The sequence below is a fragment of the Streptococcus sp. FSL L8-0526 genome (assembly GCF_038007145.1).
GTDB classification, from domain to species: domain Bacteria; phylum Bacillota; class Bacilli; order Lactobacillales; family Streptococcaceae; genus Streptococcus; species Streptococcus thermophilus.
The window spans coordinates 47054-66241 of record NZ_JBBOWP010000001.1; the positions used below are offsets into that span (position 1 = coordinate 47054).

The following is a 19188-nucleotide window of genomic DNA, read 5'->3' on the forward strand; positions in this document are numbered from 1 at the left end:
AACTGAACCTGTATCAATCGCAGCTCCGACAATACCTTTACGGTCGGTAGCAAGGTTGAGAGCTTTACGGATTTTAAGATTACCTAGACCTTTAACTTTACCAGTTTCATTATAAGTCATATAACTTGTTGTTGCTTCTGGAACTGTAACAACATCTTTGTTCTTTTTATTTGAGTTAAAGATTGCTGACGTACTTGAAATGCTTGCAAAGTCAAGTTGACCTTGTTTATACATTTGGACAGCTGTATCAGGTTTTTTAACCGTTTGAATATTGATTGTCTTTGTTTTGACGTGCTTAGCATCCCAATAATTGTCATTTTTGACAAGTTTGAAGCTACCACTTGTACCATTCCAATTTTCAACCTTGAAAGGTCCAGAATAAATTTATTTGTCACACTTCGTTCCATATTGTTTTCCAGTCTTTTCTACAAATTCCTTATGTTGTGGGACAAAGTTTGAGAATGACAAAAGACTCTTGAATTGTGGAGAAGAATTTGACAAGGTAAAGATAACTTTATTTCCCTCAGCCTTAACACCCAATTCATCAATGCTCTTCTTACCAGCAATAATGTCTGCAACATTAACAAGATGAGAATCTGAAGCGAGGTAAGCATACTCAGAAGCTGTAGCAGGATCAACCATACGTTGCCAAGTATAGACAAAGTCCTCATCAGTAATCTTGTACCATCTGAATACTTAAAGCCATCTCTAAGAGTCGCTGTATAAGTCAAACCATCGGCTGACACATCAACTTTTTTAGCCAAATCAGGTTGTAACTTCCCATTTTTATCAACACGAAGTAAGTTACTTTCTGAGTTCCCAAGCGCCAAGGCTGACTAGTGATCTGAATTTTTAGAAATATCAAGGGTCAATCTTTCAATAGGGGTGTACCAGAGTTAATTTCATCTTTACTTGAGGTTGATTTTGAGCCACAAGCGGCAAGAAGTGTTGCAGAAGCGAAAGCAATTACTCCAACAGCTACAATACTCTTAAAGTTACGTTTCTTAACCATAATTATAAGAAGCCTCCTCCAATCAAAAATTTACTTTCGTGTATATTTATACCTTAAAACAGCCTAAAGTAAAGACATAATTCTTAATAATTCGACAATTCAGTTATTTTGTCTCGAAAAAGACTCGAAATATCCAAAAAATGACGCATCTATAGCTTTTGTCCACTACACATAAATATTTTACAATCAATCCAAACAAAAAGGCTAAGAAATATATCTTAACCTTATAGTATTTTGAACCAATTTCTCAGTTTACTCTGTATTTTTACACAAACTTACTGCTTACCCAACTGATCCTTCCATTTCATAGCTAATCAAGCGGTTAAGCTCAACAGCATATTCCATTGGAAGTTCTTTGGTAAATGGTTCCACAAATCCCATGACAATCATTTCAGTTGCTTCTTGTTCTGAAAGCCCACGGCTCATGAGGTAGTAGAGCTGTTCTTCAGAAATCTTAGAAACTTTAGCTTCGTGTTCAAGCGCAACTTGTGAATTGTGGATTTCGTTGAATGGGATAGTATCTGATTTAGATAAGTCATCCATCAAGATAGTGTCACATTCGATGTGAGATACTGATTTCTTGGAATTCTTGTTGAAGGTTACTTGTCCACGATAGTCAACCTTACCACCATTACGAGCAATTGATTTAGAAACAATAGATGATGATGTATGCGGTGCATTGTGAATCATCTTAGCCCCTGTATCTTGGTGTTGACCAGCATTAGCAAAGGCAATTGAAAGCATGGTACCACGTGCACCTTCACCATCAAGGTAAACAGATGGATACTTCATGGTTACTTCAGCACCCAGGTTACCATCAATCCACTCAACAGTTGCGTTTTTCTTAGCCGTAGCACGTTTAGTTACCAAGTTGTAGACGTTATCTGACCAGTTTTGAATAGTTGAGTAGCGCATGTAGGCACCATCAAGTGCAAAGATTTCAACGATGGCCGCATGAAGGCTTGCCGTTGTGTATGTAGGCGCTGTACAACCTTCAACATAGTGAACGCTGGCACCTTCATCAACGATAATAAGAGTACGTTCAAATTGAGCAGTTGCTTCGTTGTTAATACGGAAGTAGGTTTGAAGCGGAATATCTACCTTAACGCCTTTTGGTACATAAATAAAGGTACCACCTGACCAGAAGGCAGAGTTAAGGGCCGCAAATTTGTTATCTGTTGGCGGAACCAGTTTTGAGAAGTACTTCTTAAAGAGTTCTGGATGCTCTTTAAGTGCTGAATCTGTATCTGTAAAGATAATACCCAACTTGTCATACTCTTCTTTCATATTGTGGTAAACCACTTCTGACTCATACTGAGCTGAGGCTCCAGCAAGATAGGCACGTTCTGCTTCTGGAATACCAATACGTTCAAAAGTTTCCTTGATTTTCTCAGGAACATCTTCCCAGTCACGAGCAGGTTTTTCTGATGCCTTTTGGAAATAAGTCAGATCATCAAAGTTAATACCAGAAAGGTCTGGCCCCCACTCTGGCATAGCCATTTTGTTAAAGGTTTCTAATGATTTCAAGCGGAATTCAAGCATCCACTCAGGCTCCCCTTTTTCAGCAGACATGGCACGGACCACATCTTCACTGATTCCTTTTCCTGTTGAAAAGACTGGTGTCACATCATCATGGAAACCGTATTTATATTCCCCAAGATCAATGGGTCTTGGTTCTACTTTTTCATTTGTTTCAGTCATAGTATTTTCCTTTATTAAAGGTTTGATTAATTTTCTTTATTTAAGACTTTAGCAAGGAGGATAATTACTCCATTGCTTCCTAGAGCTCACTTCTCTCTATAGCCTTTTTAAGGGCATTCCAAGAGAGCGTTGCACATTTGATACGTTGTGGAAATTTAGAAACCCCCGCCAAGAGCTTGGCCTCACCTAACTTATCCTCATCCACTTTATGATCCCCTTGAATCATAAGAGAGAAAATTTCTGCTAGTTCTAAAGCCTCTGCCTTGGTTTTACCGATAACCGCATCCGTCATCATACTTGATGAGGCTGTCGAAATGGTACAACCATCACCAGCAAAGGCGATGTCTTCAATCATATCACCATCAAATTTAACTGACAGATTGATAACATCTCCACATGTCGGATTATTCAGTTGAAGTTGCTCCACATTAGGTAGAACACCGTGATGATGAGGGCTCTTAGAGTGATCCGACACAACAGCCATATATAAACTATCTAGTCTAGAGAGTGCCATTGAAAAACTCCTTCGTCGCAAGAATTGCCTCTACCAGCTTGTCACAATCCTCTTTAGTATTGTAAATGTAGAAACTTGCACGGGCAGCCGATGAAATACCTAAATGATTAATTAAAGGTTGAGCACAGTGGTGACCCGCACGAACCGCCACCCCTTCATAGTCAAGGGCAGTCGCCACATCATGAGGATGAAGTCCATTAATATTAAAGGCGATAACACCCGCATGTTTGCCAGAATCTTCTGGCCCATATACCGTCAATCCCTCAATCGCTTGAAGCTTAGGCAAGACATAGTCTACCAACTCTTGCTCATAAGCATGAACATTTTCCATACCTAAAGCAGAGAGGTAGTCCACAGCAGTACCAAGTGCAATAGCTCCCGCAATGTTAGGTGTACCAGCCTCAAATTTCCAAGGCAGTTCCTTCCAAGTGGCTTCTTGTTCATAAACGAAATCAATCATCTCACCACCAAATTCGATAGGATTCATCTGGTTGAGAATCTTTTCTTTTCCATATAGAACGCCAATTCCTGTTGGGCCTAACATCTTATGCCCAGAAAGGATGAAGAAATCACAATCCAAATCCTGAACATCAATAGCCATGTGGGGTGCAGATTGGGCACCATCCACTACCATATAGGCGCCAACTCGGTGAGCCATTTGTGCAATCTCTTTAACAGGATTGATGCAACCTAAAACGTTAGAAACCTGAGCCAGACTGACAAATTTTGTCTTTTCACTAATCTTATTGACCAAGTCTTCCATATCCAACTGACCATCTTTCAAGTAAGCATAAACAAGTTTAGCCCCCGCGTTCTTACAAGCTTCCTGCCAAGGGATGATATTAGAGTGGTGTTCCATAATTGAAATAACCACCTCATCTCCTGGCTCAAGAACCTGCTCTGCAAAACGACCAACCCAGTTAAGACCAGTTGTCGTTCCACGTGTAAAGAGAATCTCTTTAGTTGATTTGGCATTAATAAACTGGCGAATTTTTTCACGACTAGCTTCGTAAGCAGCTGTGGCACGCTCTGCCAAAGTGTGCACGCCACGGTGCACATTAGCATTCTCCTCACGATAGTAGGCCATGAGGGTGTCCAAAACTACTTGAGGTTTCTGAGTCGTCGCTGCATTATCCAAGTATACCAAAGGTTCATCATTGACTACCCGATCTAAGATGGCAAAATCTTGTCGAATCTTATAGGCATCTAGAGCTGACATCTTATCTCCCTATCTAGATATATCATCGGTTAGACTATCTGCGTTGATAGTTCTTAACGTTTGTTTAGTTTTGTATCAGTTACAGAAATCATCTCGTCACGCACTTCCTTAACTGGGATTTCAGTGATAACTGCTCCCAAGAAACCGCGAATAACCAAGCGTTCTGCAGTCTCTTGATCAAGTCCACGACTCATGAGGTAGTACATATCCTCTGGATCCACCTGACCGATTGAAGCAGCGTGTCCTGCTGTAACTTCGTTTTCATCAATCAAAAGGATTGGGTTAGCGTCTGAACGGGCCTTATCAGAAAGCATAAGAACGCGGCTTTCTTGTTGTGCATCGGCACCCTTAGCACCCTTGACAATGTGACCAATACCATTGAAAGTCAAGGTACCACGCTCCAAGATAACGCCATGTTGTAAGATATGTCCCACAGAGTTGTTACCATAGTTAGTCACACGAGTGTCAATCCCCTGAACTTGGCGACCTGATGACAGACCAATAACTTTAAGATTGGCATGACTTCCATTGCCAATCAAGTCGCTATCAAAGTCAGCAATAACATTACCCTCGTTCATGATTCCGAGAGCCCAGTCAATGCTTGCATCACGACCAATACGACCACGACGGCTGATATAAGTTGTGACATTTTCACCTAAACGGTCAATAGCCGCAAACTTAACTTGAGCACCGTCTTGTGCAATAACTTCCACAGAAATGTTGGCACTAGCTTTTTCAGTAGCCTCACCTAGCGTTTCAAAACGCTCAAGATAAGTCAATTTACTGTTTTTACCCGCTACAATCAAAACATGTTTATTAAATGGAACAGATGAATCACCATCTTGGTAGAAATAGCTCTCAACTGGCAAGTCAATTTCAACATTATCTGGTACATAAAGGACTGCTGCACTATTGAAATAGGCATAGTTATAGGCTGCTAATTTGTCCTCATCGTAGGCCACAGCCTTACCAAAGAAGGCTTCCACGACTTCTGGGATTTCTTCAAGAGCTGTTGCAAGGTCTGTGAAGACAAGACCTTGGTTAATCAAGTCAGATGGCAATTGTTCAAGGACAGTATTTGTTCCTACTTGGACCAATTTAGGATTGTTTCCAAGCGCTGTAAAGTCAGGCACATTTGCTGATGATTCATTTTCAGCAATCGTTCCATCGCCTAGATTCCAACGGTGGAATTTAACACGCTCAATTTTCGGAAGAGCCAAACTGTCAAGCTTATCAAACGCTGCTTGACGAAGATCTTGCAACCAGAGTGGCTCTGCTTTTGCTTGTGAAAAAGCGATAATAGATTCTTTTGACATAGGTTACTCCTTTTCTAGTTATTTCGAGTAACAGACTTAGGCTTCTTCGTGGTACTCGTAACCGAGCTCTTCAGCGATTTTCGCATAACCTTCTTGCTCAAGACGGGCAGCCAATTCAGGACCACCTGAAAGAACCACTTGACCTTCCATCATTACGTGTACAACATCTGGAGTGATGTAGTTCAAGAGACGTTGGTAGTGAGTGATAATCATAGCACCAAAGCCTTCGCCACGCATAGCGTTAACCCCTTTTGAAACCACTTTAAGAGCATCAATATCAAGACCTGAGTCAATCTCATCAAGAAGAGCAAACTTAGGTTCCAACATAAGCAACTGAAGAATTTCGTTACGTTTCTTCTCACCACCTGAGAAACCTTCGTTAAGGTAACGCTCAGCCATTTCTTCACGCATACCAAGTAATTCCATCTTTTCATCCAATTTAGTGATGAAATCAAGGACAGAAATCTTTTCATCATCTTCTTTACCAGCATTCATAGCCGCACGGATAAACTCAGCATTTGTAATCCCTGGGATTTCAGCTGGGTATTGCATAGCAAGAAAAAGACCTAGGCGTGCACGTTCATCAACTTCTAAGTCAAGGATGCTTTCACCATCAAAAAGGATGTCTCCTTCTGTGATTTCATAATTTGGGTTACCCATGATAGCAGCCGAAAGGGTAGATTTACCAGTTCCGTTAGGACCCATAATAGCAGCAATCTCACCAGTTTTAAGAGTCAAATTAAGACCCTTCAAGATTTCTTTATCTTCAACAGAAACATGAAGATTTTTGATTTCAAGTACAGACATTGTATACCCCTTTTCCATATATACAGCGAGCATGTACTCGCTAATTGCATTATTTTTTGAAAATAGCAAAACTATTTTCCGGAAAATAAAAAGAGAACTTCCATTTTCCCTAATTAGAATTATTATAACAAAAAAGCCATTGCTTGGCTTTTCAAATGTTTATTTTTTTCGACCTTGCTTCCATTTCAACATGATTGCTTGACGATAATCACTGTTCCCGATAAATTTCAGGAAGTTAAAGAGAGGTGTTCGACCAATGCCCCAAATCTCGAGCCCTTCAATCAGAATTTCCATCCCTAAAAGTAGACTCAAGAGCAGAAGGATACCACCAAGACGACTGGAAACATTCAACAAGAGGGCAATCAATGAAAAGAGAGTAGCGATGGCATAAACCACCAGAACTGCTCCTCGATGAGTGAACCCCATAGCTAAAAGGCGATGATGCAAGTGCATCTTGTCAGCCTCCATGGCTGGGCGCCCTGACAACTTACGGCGGACAATAGCCACCACCGTATCAGTAATAGGCACCCCCAGGATAATAACAGGCGACAAAATAGCTACTGCTGTCGCATTTTTCAGCCCTTGCAATGACAAGACACCTATCATAAAGCCAATAAAGAGCGCCCCTGTATCACCTAGATAGATAATCGCTGGATGATAATTGTAAGGGAAAAAGCCTATAATGGCAGCCACTAAGACAAAAATGGTCAAGTTCAAGAAAATATCAGTATCATAGAGGAAGAAATAAGAAATCACCCCCATAGTCATCAGGGAAATGATAGAAACTCCTCCAACCAATCCATCCAAACCATCAATCAGATTAATGGCATTGGTGATAGCAGCAATCCATAACACTGTTAGAATCAAGGTCAAGACTGGACCAAATTGAATCACGGGACCGCCAAAAGGTATCTTAAAGCTATCAAATCGAAAATCCGTAAAAGCCCAAACAATGACAGCCCCGATAACAATACCGAGCATCTTAGGCAAAGGTTTTAATTCAAAGATATCATCAATGAAACCTGTCAATACCACAATAGCACCACCCACAACAACCGGTAGGATGTATCTAAAATAAGAAATATGCCAGACATCCTTCTGAATAATCATAGGCATAAATACCAAGGTCGCCAGTACAAAAGCCAAGAAAATAGCTAGACCACCAGCACTCGGCATTGGCTTTTTATTGATACGTCTTGCATTTGGATTATCAACTGCTCCGACTCGAAAGGCCAAAGAGCGAACCAGTGGGGTTCCCACAATGGCAATCAAAAAGGTCCCAATCAAGACAAAAATATAATTAATGGTCCAAGGCATGTCTTAGCTCCATTTCGTTGCTTGTAATACCGGTAAGGCGTCCTCTTCCATCAAGATTGTTGCATGCTCTTGTAGATAGGGACGTGTTCGGTCTGCCACATTCGCATATTCAAGAAAACGCGCATACATATTGTTCGCGTAATAATCAGGCTCATCAGCCAAGTAAAGAAGGATAGTCATATAGTAGACATCACCAAGTTTATAAAGTTCAGAACCCTCCACTGACACATTCTTCAAACCTTGCGCAAAGGTCACTACTTGATCAAAGTCAGAGAAAGCCAAGACATAGTGAGTATAATCTTCACGAATAGTTTCCTCAGCCACTTCCTTAGCCGGATCTGTCATAGTCTCATCAACCTCTTTCAAGGTCTTTTCAAGCTCTTCGAGCTTATGGTGGGCTTCAATATCTCCCTTATCCATAAAGTTATCTTCAAGAGCTTTGAGGAATTCTTCTGGAGAAAGTCCTGAATAGTCTTCCATATCTGACAAATCATTGAAATCAAGGTCTTCCTTAAGATCTGATTTAGTCACAAAAACATCCACACGATCCTTTCGTGGCGTGACACGGAAGCTCAACATCCCACTATTTTTAAAGTTATCAGGTAAGTCCAACTCATCCATGACAGTATAGAAAAATTCCTCTGTTTTTTCCTGGGGAATCAAGAAATCTTTCAGCTCCATACCATGTTCTTCAAGATCTTCCATGGTAATCATGATTTTTAGAGTTGTCTCGCTTATTTGTTTCATTTCCATATGTAAAAACCTCGCACGAGTAGTTATTTCATTATACTAGAAAAACAAAGAGATAGCAATTTCTGAACAAGTTTAGGTCTTATTTTAGGAAGCTTTTTTTAAAATTCTCTAATACTAGCAAAGACTTGAATTTTCCTATTTATTGCTGTCAGCTATCCTAGAAAAGAGTAAAATAAAAGTGGATATATAGTGGATATATGGTTGGAGGTAACAACCATGACTGCCTATAAAAAAGGATGACTTCGAACTAGCAATACTGTAAGAATAACGAGTTTTTTGACGCTCTTTCTCTACTTGTCAGGAAAACCTTATCAAGTAAACAAATCTACCTTTCTTACAGGATTAATCCTTGCCACTATACTGGCAACTGCACCCATTTACGACGATAATCATTTGACATTCAGACAACAATCACTCCTCCACTTCTCGACCTTGTATGTTACCATCCTTCCAATCCTCTGTTTTTCCGGATGGCATCCCTTGCATAACGATTGTAGACTTATTGAAAATCCTTTCCGGTTTCCTAACTTGCGGACTAGTTCTTTAGACACTAGCTTATCTTATCTTTGGAAAACTTCTCAATAACTAATCTCTAAACCAGATAAAAAGGACTTCAATCGAAATCCTTTCAATTTTTTATCCAAAAATAAGTTTGACAGCTCCATAGAAAAGCACAATGATACCGAGTACGATACGGTATTTTCCAAAAACAGTGAAATCGTGTTTCTTAATATAGTTCATCAAGAAGCGAATCACAAATAGGCTGACAAGAAAGGCTGTCACACTAGCTACCAATAGAATGGCCGCTTGTCCACCAGTCAAGGTGTTCCCATCAATAAAATACTTAACTGCCTTAAGCCCACTATAACCAAACATCGTTGGAATAGCAAGGAAGAAGGTAAAGTCAGCTGCTACGCTACGACTAGTACCAACGATGATTCCCCCAAGAATAGTAGCACCTGAACGACTAGTCCCTGGAATGATACTCAAGACTTGGAAAAGACCAATATAGAAAGCGGTCTTGTAAGACATACGTGCCAAGTCCGTTACCTTAGGCTCTACACGTCGATTGCGGTCCTCAATCCAAATAAAGGCAATCCCGTAGACCACCAACATGATAGCTACTACAAAGAAATTACTGAGGTGGGCCTCCATCCAATCATCTAAAAGAAGACCAAAGAAGGCTGAGGGAATACAAGCAATGACCACCTTGAGCCAAAGTTGCCAAGTCAACTGCACTTCACGTGCTGTTTTACCAGGTTGAAAGGGATTCAAACGTTTAAAGTAAATGACCATAACTGCTAAAATAGCCCCAAGCTGGATAACGATATTAAACATATCAATGAAATCTTTACTTTGTCTTAAGTTCAAGAATTCATTAACCAAGATCAAATGACCTGTTGATGAGATGGGTAACCACTCAGTTATTCCTTCGACAATCCCAAGAAAGACTGCCTTTAGTAATTCAATAATATACTGTGCCGTTTGCATTATTATCTCCGTTTTTAAATGTTAGACTTATCACATCAATAGCGAGTAAGACTCCAAATCATACTCCCCATTATATCAAATTAGCAACTGTATTTAAAGATAATCCTGATATACAGTTTTTTTCTAGCATCAGCTTATTGTCATCAGTCTCAATTTCCTGTAAAATAGTAAGGAATGAGATTTTTATAGGAGACATTGTTTCAATGAAAAAAATTATTGTAGCCTGCTTTGCGGCTCTCCTCCTCGTTTTTGGCGGAGTATCAAGCGCTCAAGCAGACGAGTATCTCCGTGTTGGTATGGAAGCTGCCTATGCACCTTTCAACTGGACACAGGATGATAACTCAAACGGAGCCATTCCAATAGAAGGTACTAAACAGTATGCCAACGGTTATGACGTGCAAATCGCTAAAAAAATCGCTGAAGCCCAAGGTAAGAAACCCTTGGTGGTCAAAACAGCTTGGACAGGTTTGATTCCTGCCCTCACTTCTGGCAAGATTGATATGATTATCGCAGGTATGAGTCCAACAGCTGAACGTCGTCAAGAAATTGACTTTTCAGATAGCTACTACCGTAGTGAACCTGTTATAGTTGTTAGCTCTGATGGCAATTACGCCAAGGCTAAGAGCGTCAAGGATTTCAAGAATGCTAAAATCACAGCTCAACAAGGAGTTTACCTCTACAACTTGATTGATCAGATTCCAAATGTGAACAAACAAACTGCCATGGGGGACTTCGGTGCGATGCGGCAAGCCCTTGCATCTGGTATCATCGATGGTTATGTCTCAGAGCGACCAGAAGCACGCACTGCTGAAAAGGCTAGCTCAAAATATAAGATGATTTCACTTAAAGATGGCGGCTTCCAGGTATCAGACGATGATGTTTCCTTGGCTGTCGGTCTTCGTAAAGGAGACAACCAGCAAATGGAACAAGTCAATAAGGTTCTTGCTGGTATCAGCCAAGAAAAGCGTGTCAAACTGATGGATCACATCATTGACATTCAACCTGCAGATAAGACTGATGAAGCTAAAAAAGGAAACTTCTTTAGCCAAGTGACTACTATTATTGCTAAAAACTGGCCACAATTCTTGCGTGGTACAGCAATGACACTTCTTATCTCCATTATCGGTACTGTTGTCGGAACTTTTATCGGTCTTATGATTGGTGTTTACCGTACAGCTCCTAAGGCTGCTAATAAATTTGTAGCCTTGCTCCAAAAAATCTTCGGTTGGTTTCTTAACGTTTATATCGAAGTTTTCCGTGGTACACCAATGATTGTACAATCTATGGTTATCTATTACGGTACTGCCCAAGCTTTTGGCATCAATATTGACCGTACACTGGCAGCTATATTCATTGTTTCTATTAACACCGGAGCCTACATGAGTGAAATTGTTCGTGGTGGTATCTTCGCTGTTGATAAGGGGCAATTCGAAGCTGCTACTGCTCTTGGTTTTACCCACGGTCAAACCATGCGCAAGATTGTTCTTCCACAGGTTATCCGTAACATCTTGCCAGCCACTGGTAATGAGTTCGTCATTAATATTAAAGATACCTCTGTGTTGAATGTTATCTCTGTCGTGGAACTTTACTTCGCAGGGAACACTGTTGCAACCCAAACTTACCAATACTTCCAAACATTCTTTGTTATTGCAGCAATCTACTTTGTTCTTACTTTCACAGTAACTCGTATCTTGCGTTATGTAGAACGCCGTTTGGATCAAGATACTTACACACAAGGAGGAGGGGTTCACTAATGACTGAGACGATTTTAGAAATCAAAAACCTCAAAAAATCATACGGAAAAAACGAAGTTCTCAAAGATATCTCCCTCAGTGTCAAAAGGGGGGAGGTTATCTCAATTATTGGTTCTTCAGGTTCAGGAAAATCAACCTTCCTTCGCTCTATTAACCTACTCGAATCACCTTCAGGTGGTGAAATCCTCTATCATGGGGATAACGTCCTTGAAAAAGGTTATGATCTCACTACCTATCGTGAGAGACTCGGTATGGTGTTCCAATCCTTCAACCTCTTTGAAAACCTTAATGTCTTGGAAAATGCTATCGTAGCTCAAACAACTGTTCTCAAACGTGACCGTAAAGAAGCCGAGAGTATCGCCAAAGCTAACTTAGAGAAAGTTGGTATGGGGGAACAATACTGGAAAGCTAAACCAAAACAACTTTCAGGGGGCCAAAAACAACGTGTGGCGATTGCTCGTGCCCTCTCTGTTGACCCAGAAGCCATCCTCTTTGACGAGCCAACTTCTGCCCTTGACCCAGAAATGGTAGGGGAAGTACTCAAGACCATGCAGGAGCTATCTGGAACCGGGTTGACCATGATTATCGTTACCCATGAAATGGAGTTCGCACGCGATGTTTCAGACCGTGTCATCTTCATGGATAAAGGGGTAATCGCTGAACAAGGTAGCCCAGAACAAATCTTTGAAAATCCTAAAGAAGAACGTACCAAGGAATTCCTCAAACGTTTCTTGGGTTAAAAACGAAAAAGTTAAGGTTTCGGCCTTAACTTTTTTAGATTCTCTGATATAAGAAACGGCAACTGCCGTTTTTTGTCTCTATTTGCTTAGTTACGACGTGTATGTCTGTCGACAAAACCAAGAAAGGCCAATAGTGTCATAAAAAGACCTAAAAAGGCAAGTCCTACTACAGTTACCACACCTGTTTCTGGCAAGCTGTATACTTCTTGAACAGGTACTTGTTTTTCAACGTTTGTTTGAGTGGCTTTTTCTTGTGTTGTGAGAGCAACAACTTTACCATCTACGTTATAAATTGGTACTGGTGTAAGACCTTTAGATATGATTTTAGCAAACTCTTTAGCCAATTGTGTTTGACGTTCTTTGTCTTCCTTAGCTTTCATATAGTTATCAAAGGTAGTTTGAACAGTCGTGTATTTGCTCGTCAATTTATCACGTTTAGCTGACAATTCAATAAGTTTTGCACGCACAGTTGAAAATGCATCTTTCGCAGCAGTAAGTTTAGCAAAGGCTGTTGCACGTTCTTCTTTAGCTTAGCTAGGTTAGCTGAAGCATTTGTAAGGGCGACCACATGATTCTTAGGAGAAGCCAAAGCTTAGTTAGCTTGTTTCAAGGCTGCTTGTTTTTTAGAAAGGTTAGTCTGAGCAGCTGCCAACTTGCTTGCAGCCGCTTTAAGAGCTGTAAGTTCTGATTGAGTCTTTTTAAGTTTCAGAATTGCTGATTCAGAAGCAACTTTCTTGCTATCCAAGTCACTTTGAGCTTGATTGTTAGCTTGCTTAGCAGTTTCATAAGCTACTTTTGGAGCTGCTAGATTTGCATTTGAAGATGGCTGAGATTGGCTACCTATATATGGGTTAGCAATCTTAGTTGTGTCAAAACTACTATCAAAAGAAATAGAATTTTCATTGATATTGTTTACGTGGACATTAAAGGCACCAGCAACTACACTGAGATCAGTACCAATGTATGTTTCGCCACCGTCAGATGTAAGTCCAACAATAGAACGGTCGTGGTTCCACTCCTGACCATTAAACATGAAGTCAAGCATAACTTCATAGATATACTCCTTAATCTTGTTAAGAGTAAATGGTCCTGTCAAACCTTGCCAAGTATTAAGGTTTTCACCAATACTTACAGTATGAAATGACTTACCAGCACGGTCAAGAGTGGCACTATCGTGTCTACGGTTACTAATAGATTCCCAACCCCAGTTATCTGCCACATAGCCATCTGTAACACGGTCTGCTGCAATAACACTCCCCTTTGATACAGACGTTTCAGTTGTACCAAAAGCTGAACGGATTTGGTTAATCAGGCTTGAAGCATACAATGACAAATCTGTAATTTGAGCTTCGCTAAGCTTGTTCAAGTCGCTGATTGTAAAGTTTTTATCTTCCTCATTATCTTGGTACTTATTGTTTTCACAATCACGTTTGTTAACATCCTTCAAGGTTTGTTCAGCTTGAACTTTTTCTTCTGCAGTTGATGTTTTTGACTCATAAATCTTAAGAGCACTGATGTACTCTGATGATACTGTGAATCTTTGGCGAATATTAGTTGTTGAAGCTTCTGTTTTTTTCTTAGCTGCTTCAGTAGCAAGAGCGACTGCCTTTTCATTCGCTACTGTTTGAGCAGTTTCATAGGCTGCTTTAGCTTGGTTAGCAGCATTTTGATTGATCTGCAGCCAATTGACCTTCTTTAGATAAAATAGCAGTAGTTTTTTCCTTATAAGCTGCCTGAGCGACTGCCAATTCTTCTTGGGCTTTTTGCTCAGCTGCAGTTGCATCATCAAAATCTGATTGTGCTTTAGATTGGATAGAAGCTACCTCAGAAGCACTAGAACGATTAAGTGCTGTTTTTGCTACATCTACTGATTTTTGAGTGTCAGCAACTTCAGTTGCTTTAGTATTAACATTAGCTGGATTCGCATTAACTACAGCTTGTTGTTTGTCTGCTACATCTTTGGCAGTTTTTCTGCTGATTGAGCGGTCGCTACTGCTGTCTTAGCTTCGTTAGCCTCATTTTCAGCGCTGGATAACTTGACCTTGAGCTACAGCAATAGCTTCTAGACTTGCTTCATCGGCTGCTGTTTGTGCCTTTTGCAAGTTAGCATCTGCAGTCGCTAAGTTTGCTTTAGCATGATTGATAGTCTCTTCGTGATTAGCGACTACTAACTCTTGATGCGATACCGCTTGACTTGCAGCATTTGCTTGTTCCTTAGCCGTTTCTACTTGTGATTGAGTTGGGATAGCTTGTGTAGCTGTCGATAATACTGATGCTGTTGTTAAGATTTGATCATTTGTCGTTACCTCATCAGCTTTAGCAACTGAAGCTGAAACTGCAAGTGCTGCAATTCCAGCTATCGCCAAAACCTTTTTATTCATAAGACGAACTACTTTTTATTAAAAATCACTACTATATAATATTTTAACAGTATTAAGGCAGGATACTATCTTCTAATTTTTAAAATTTAATTATTTTATAAGGTTTCATAGTCTGCTTACAGAAATTGTTAGTCAAAAGTAGAATTTCTGTTTCAAAGTCCCTTTTTAGCCTTTGATTTTGCCCTACCCACCTATTCTATAAAATCTTCGTTACAGTTTTTAACTTTCTTTAAACATTTTTTGATATAATGTGTACTCATCATATGTAAAAGAAAGGGAAAAGTGGAAAAAGTATTGAGTAACATCCTACTAAGAATCATCTCACTTGGCTTGTCTTACTGGTTTTACAGAGGACATCTGGAACAATATGTTCATTATATCGCCCATTACGGTCCCTACTTCCAAGTTTTCCTAAACCTAGTCATTATTATTTTATTAGGGTACTTCATCTACGCTTTTTTGAAACTCCTTCTCACTAGGAAAATAAAAAAACAAACACTTCTCCTACTTTACTTCATTTACTTTCTTTCTCTCTTCTACCTACTTTTCTTGAAAAACATCGGCATCCAAGGGCTATCCCTTAGTCCTCTTTCCTTCGCTCAGGAACTATACTGGGGTAGCCACTTTGTTCCCATCATGAACCTATTAATGTTCATCCCCCTAGGACTCCTCTTTTCTTCCCAAATGAGTAATCTCCTACTCTGTCTTATCGCCCTTTTCTCCGTCGAATCCATCCAATACTTTGGACATCTTGGAATATTTGATTTAGGAGATATCGTCTTAAATATGTTAGGGCTCCTTGTCGGGACTGCAATTCATCAACTCCCTCAGTTTCAAACATTAATCAAAAAAATTTTAACATAGAAAAGCCTCCAGAACTTAAATCTGGAGGTTTCGTTAGGGCACTTTTTTAGATGAATACAAAAAAATTAAACGAGGACGTCTTATAGGTTCGGAATAAAAGAAAAAAATAATAGCTTTCTGAATCCAGCTAGCTGTTTTGAACTCGGGCTAAAATCCTAATCAAAAATAAAAACTGCTCCATGATGGAGCAGTTTCAATTTCGTTCATTCAAGATACAAAGCTATCTTGAATTAACGACGAAGTCCAAGTGAGCTGATCAACTCACGGTAACGGTTAACGTCTGTGCGGCGAAGGTATGCCAACAAGTTACGACGGTGACCGATTTTTTTCATCAAACCACGGTAAGTAGCGTGGTCTTTTTTGTGTTGTTTGATATGGTCGTTAAGGTGGTTGATTTCCCAAGTAAGGACAGCAACTTGAACCTCTACTGAACCAGTGTCACCTTCGTGACGTGCGTATTGTGCAATGATTTCATTTTTTTTCTCTTTTGAGATTGCCATGTTTTTTCTCCTTTTTTTGCTCCATCCGAGTCTTAGGATTGGCTCTCCTAAAACCAAGAAAGAGTTGGTTTGTCTTTACGACCTCTCTATTCTAGCTTATCTACTAATCTTTGTCAATCGTCAAATTCACTGTTCGAGACTTTCTAACTTAGGCTTTTTTGACCATTCTTGAATTCAGAAGGAATCCTAAGAAAAGTAGAAAACTAACTATAGCATAAGCTAAGAAAATCCAACTAAAACTTGAAGAAACCAGTGCCAGCAATTTCAAAACATAAGGGGATACGGCTGAGCCTAGGTTGCATCCTAAGAGAACATAAGCCGTCGCTTTATTCAGCAAATTTCTAGCAATACATTCAGAAAGACGATGAAAGATAAAGGTCAAAATAATACTGTAAAAGAAACCAACACCAACAGAAGACAAAATCAATGTCAGCAAGTTGTTAGCCAGAGATATTCCAAATAGACAGATAGATAGGCAAAGCAGGGCCATCGGCAAGAGACGGTTCTTAATGTGAGCTAGCAATGAAGCAAAGCTAAGTCCAGCTGCAATCCCAATTCCCTGCTCCAAACTAAGTACCAGAGCTGATTCCCCACCTACAATGGTCTTACCATCAACTTGAAAAAGAGGCACGCGCAAACTAATTGATGAATTAATGCAAATCACAAAACCTGACAAGAAGGCCATGCCTAAAATCATAGCAAAATCTTTTTTATTAAAACCTTGTTTACTTTTTTGTATCTCTTTCTTCTCTATCTGCTCCATCGGTGGTACAAAGAGAAGGTACATGGCTAGGATGATAAAACCAAAACCGTAGATAAGAAAAGCAAGTGTCCAATGAATTTTCAGTAATTGTCCAACCAAAAGGGAACATGATGCCCCACCAATCAATTCCACGGATCCTCTAAATCCAAGCATCTGAATTCTCTCTTTGCCCTGGTAACGCTGACTAATGATAGAAATAGCCTTGGCATTGATGAAACCGATACCCATTCCAAAAACAAGACGAGACAGTAAAACAAGTGGATACCATTGTACAAAGAAAGGAAAGATTCCAGCACTACTTAGTAAAATTAAACCTGTCATAATCAATTGCCTGTCATTTAACCATTTGTCAACAAAAGGATTAAGTAAGAGCATAGCCACTACGGAAAAAGAAGGGACAGACACCAAAAGCTCGACTTGAGAAGCATTATATGTTGGACTATAGTAGTCCAACATAGGTGGTAGAGCGGTTGAAATGGAGAAGGCCGAAATCAAAAGAAAAGATAGCCCGAGTAGGCTCATTTTTTCTAAAATCTTTGTCATAATCATGATATAGGGATAAGAGCATCCTTTCCTTACTTGTCTGATAGTTATTTTTTCATTATAATCTAAGAAGAGCTAAAAAAATAGGACCTAAGTCCTAAAAAGGAGATGTATGCTTAACCACATTATTCACCCTCAACTTGAACAAGTCTTCTCAGCCCCCTATTTCAGCCAATTACAGAAAGTCACCTTTCAAAAAGGCAATTACATTTGCACTCAGGGACAAAATATCACTGAGTTAACCTACATTTTATCAGGTAGGGTAAAAATTGTTCGCTCCCTATCCAATGGTAAAGAACACATCCTAGAAATGCCTCAACAACCACAGCTACTGGGAGACGTTGAACTCATGACCAATCAATTAGCGGGTTCTTCAGTCATTGCTTTAGAAGAAGTTCAAGCAGCCCAGCTCCCATTAAATAATAAAGAAGCACTCCTCAAAGACCCTATTTTTCTCTATCATATTGGGCGTAACCTAGCAATGGCCCTGCATAGACAGGGCGTTACTGCCTCAACGAATGCCAGCTACTTTGTCAAAGAGCGTCTAGCTACTCATATTTTGAATATTGAGGAACAAGATATCTTTCAGTTATCACCATCCATTTTATCTTCTAGTTTTGGGACTAGCTATCGACATGTACAGCGAGTCATCAAACAGTTTATCGACCAAGGAATCATTGAGAAGAAAGCTTTTAAAACCTATCGCATTTTACAGAGAGATAGCTTGGAAACCTTGGCTTTCATCGATTAAAAAAACGCTATTTTAGCCCTTGATGGTTTAACTTTCAACCCTTTTGTGCTATAGTTATAAACAAGTAAATCAAATAAAATAGAGGTATACAAATGGATGCTCAAACCAAAATTATCCGCGCCAGCCACATGATTGATATGAACGATATCATACGCGAAGGCAACCCAACCTTGCGTGCTGTCGCTGAAGACGTAACCCTGCCACTTTCAGATGAAGATATTATCCTTGGTGAAAAAATGATGCAGTTTCTTCGTAATTCACAGGACCCTGTTATCGCTGAAAAAATGGGACTTCGAGGAGGTGTTGGTCTTGCAGCACCACAATTAGATATTTCAAAACGCATTATTGCTGTTCTCGTTCCAAATCCTGAAGACGCTAAGGGGAACCCACCTAAAGCAGCTTATAGCCTTCAAGAAATCATGTATAATCCTAAAGTAGTTGCCCATTCTGTTCAGGAGGCTGCTCTAGGTGACGGTGAAGGATGCCTTTCAGTCGATCGCGATGTTCCTGGATATGTCGTTCGCCATGCTCGTGTTACTATTGAATACTTCAACAAAGAGGGTGAAAAGAAACGGATTAAACTCCGTGGTTACGACTCAATCGTTGTTCAACATGAAATCGATCATACTAACGGTATCATGTTCTACGACCGTATCAATAAAGACAATCCATTTACTATCAAGGATGGACTCTTGATTATCGAATAATGAAAATCCTCAGTAGAGATACTGGGGATTTAGATTGAAGACATGATCCTCCTTA

At 39.9% G+C, this 19188-nt stretch carries 19 protein-coding genes and 1 pseudogene; 6 read left to right on the top strand and 14 right to left on the bottom strand.

Going from position 1 to position 19188, the window contains the following annotated elements; translation table 11 throughout:
* Positions 1 to 3 precede the first annotated feature (3 nt).
* The 8 genes and pseudogenes from NSQ85_RS00230 to mecA form a co-directional block, all read right to left on the bottom strand.
* Positions 4 to 1012: pseudogene (locus tag NSQ85_RS00230) on the bottom strand (peptide ABC transporter substrate-binding protein); the annotation flags it as partial.
* 282 nt (positions 1013 to 1294) lie between these two features.
* The gene (sufB, locus tag NSQ85_RS00235) at positions 1295 to 2713 is read right to left on the bottom strand and encodes a Fe-S cluster assembly protein SufB (RefSeq protein ID WP_179972556.1); all 1419 of its coding nucleotides are present in this window, start codon (positions 2711 to 2713) and stop codon (positions 1295 to 1297) included.
* Positions 2714 to 2792: 79 nt separating this feature from the next.
* Positions 2793 to 3227, bottom strand: coding sequence for a Fe-S cluster assembly sulfur transfer protein SufU (gene sufU / locus NSQ85_RS00240; protein WP_179972555.1), 435 nt, complete (start codon positions 3225 to 3227; stop codon positions 2793 to 2795).
* Positions 3214 to 4446, bottom strand: a complete 1233-nt coding sequence (locus NSQ85_RS00245) for a cysteine desulfurase (RefSeq protein ID WP_179974183.1) — start codon at positions 4444 to 4446, stop codon at positions 3214 to 3216. The genes sufU and NSQ85_RS00245 overlap by 14 nt, the downstream gene beginning before the upstream one ends.
* A gap of 53 nt (positions 4447 to 4499) precedes the next feature.
* Complete coding sequence (gene sufD, locus NSQ85_RS00250) at positions 4500 to 5762, bottom strand: Fe-S cluster assembly protein SufD (protein WP_179974182.1); 1263 nt, start codon at positions 5760 to 5762, stop codon at positions 4500 to 4502.
* A gap of 36 nt (positions 5763 to 5798) precedes the next feature.
* Positions 5799 to 6569, bottom strand: a complete 771-nt coding sequence (gene sufC, locus NSQ85_RS00255; RefSeq protein WP_002947634.1) for a Fe-S cluster assembly ATPase SufC — start codon at positions 6567 to 6569, stop codon at positions 5799 to 5801.
* A gap of 159 nt (positions 6570 to 6728) precedes the next feature.
* Complete coding sequence (locus tag NSQ85_RS00260) at positions 6729 to 7886, bottom strand: glycosyltransferase family 4 protein (RefSeq protein WP_014607894.1); 1158 nt, start codon at positions 7884 to 7886, stop codon at positions 6729 to 6731.
* Between the two features lie 3 nt (positions 7887 to 7889).
* Entirely contained in the window at positions 7890 to 8639 is a 750-nt protein-coding gene (gene mecA / locus NSQ85_RS00265; RefSeq protein WP_100273348.1) for an adaptor protein MecA, read from the bottom strand.
* A 294-nt stretch (positions 8640 to 8933) separates the two neighbouring features.
* On the opposite strand from mecA, the gene NSQ85_RS00270 reads away from it, so the two are divergent.
* Complete coding sequence (locus NSQ85_RS00270) at positions 8934 to 9224, top strand: DUF3021 family protein (protein ID WP_232087380.1); 291 nt, start codon at positions 8934 to 8936, stop codon at positions 9222 to 9224.
* Between the two features lie 51 nt (positions 9225 to 9275).
* Here the strand turns inward: NSQ85_RS00270 and NSQ85_RS00275 are convergent, their stop codons facing one another.
* The gene (locus NSQ85_RS00275; protein ID WP_011680666.1) at positions 9276 to 10130 is read right to left on the bottom strand and encodes an undecaprenyl-diphosphate phosphatase; all 855 of its coding nucleotides are present in this window, start codon (positions 10128 to 10130) and stop codon (positions 9276 to 9278) included.
* Between the two features lie 203 nt (positions 10131 to 10333).
* Here NSQ85_RS00275 and NSQ85_RS00280 point away from each other — a divergent pair, with 203 nt between their 5' ends.
* Positions 10334 to 11884 (top strand): ABC transporter substrate-binding protein/permease, encoded by a 1551-nt coding sequence (locus NSQ85_RS00280; RefSeq protein ID WP_011680665.1) that lies wholly within the window; start codon positions 10334 to 10336, stop codon positions 11882 to 11884.
* Entirely contained in the window at positions 11884 to 12624 is a 741-nt protein-coding gene (locus tag NSQ85_RS00285) for an amino acid ABC transporter ATP-binding protein (RefSeq protein ID WP_179974180.1), read from the top strand. The genes NSQ85_RS00280 and NSQ85_RS00285 overlap by 1 nt, the downstream gene beginning before the upstream one ends.
* Before the next feature lie 86 nt (positions 12625 to 12710).
* Here the strand turns inward: NSQ85_RS00285 and NSQ85_RS00290 are convergent, their stop codons facing one another.
* The 3 genes from NSQ85_RS00290 to NSQ85_RS00300 form a co-directional block, all read right to left on the bottom strand.
* Entirely contained in the window at positions 12711 to 13091 is a 381-nt protein-coding gene (locus tag NSQ85_RS00290; protein WP_232087349.1) for an LPXTG cell wall anchor domain-containing protein, read from the bottom strand.
* A gap of 125 nt (positions 13092 to 13216) precedes the next feature.
* Positions 13217 to 14410: an SEC10/PgrA surface exclusion domain-containing protein gene (locus tag NSQ85_RS00295; RefSeq protein WP_232087348.1), complete on the bottom strand. Its 1194-nt coding sequence runs from the start codon at positions 14408 to 14410 to the stop codon at positions 13217 to 13219.
* Between the two features lie 235 nt (positions 14411 to 14645).
* Positions 14646 to 15005: a hypothetical protein gene (locus NSQ85_RS00300; RefSeq protein WP_232086218.1), complete on the bottom strand. Its 360-nt coding sequence runs from the start codon at positions 15003 to 15005 to the stop codon at positions 14646 to 14648.
* 282 nt (positions 15006 to 15287) lie between these two features.
* Here NSQ85_RS00300 and NSQ85_RS00305 point away from each other — a divergent pair, with 282 nt between their 5' ends.
* Positions 15288 to 15869: a VanZ family protein gene (locus NSQ85_RS00305; protein WP_179972548.1), complete on the top strand. Its 582-nt coding sequence runs from the start codon at positions 15288 to 15290 to the stop codon at positions 15867 to 15869.
* Between the two features lie 230 nt (positions 15870 to 16099).
* Here NSQ85_RS00305 and rpsO read toward each other — a convergent pair whose 3' ends face one another.
* Both rpsO and NSQ85_RS00315 read right to left on the bottom strand, forming a co-directional pair.
* On the bottom strand, positions 16100 to 16369 hold the full coding sequence (gene rpsO, locus NSQ85_RS00310; RefSeq protein ID WP_008535715.1) for a 30S ribosomal protein S15: 270 nt from the start codon (positions 16367 to 16369) through the stop codon (positions 16100 to 16102).
* A gap of 148 nt (positions 16370 to 16517) precedes the next feature.
* On the bottom strand, positions 16518 to 17681 hold the full coding sequence (locus NSQ85_RS00315) for an MFS transporter (RefSeq protein ID WP_179974179.1): 1164 nt from the start codon (positions 17679 to 17681) through the stop codon (positions 16518 to 16520).
* Positions 17682 to 17787: 106 nt separating this feature from the next.
* Between NSQ85_RS00315 and NSQ85_RS00320 the strand changes: the two genes are divergently transcribed.
* Together NSQ85_RS00320 and def are read left to right on the top strand one after the other, a co-directional pair.
* Entirely contained in the window at positions 17788 to 18426 is a 639-nt protein-coding gene (locus NSQ85_RS00320; protein WP_179974178.1) for a cyclic nucleotide-binding domain-containing protein, read from the top strand.
* A 92-nt stretch (positions 18427 to 18518) separates the two neighbouring features.
* Positions 18519 to 19133: a peptide deformylase gene (gene def / locus NSQ85_RS00325; RefSeq protein ID WP_179972545.1), complete on the top strand. Its 615-nt coding sequence runs from the start codon at positions 18519 to 18521 to the stop codon at positions 19131 to 19133.
* The last annotated feature ends 55 nt before the right edge of the window (positions 19134 to 19188 follow it).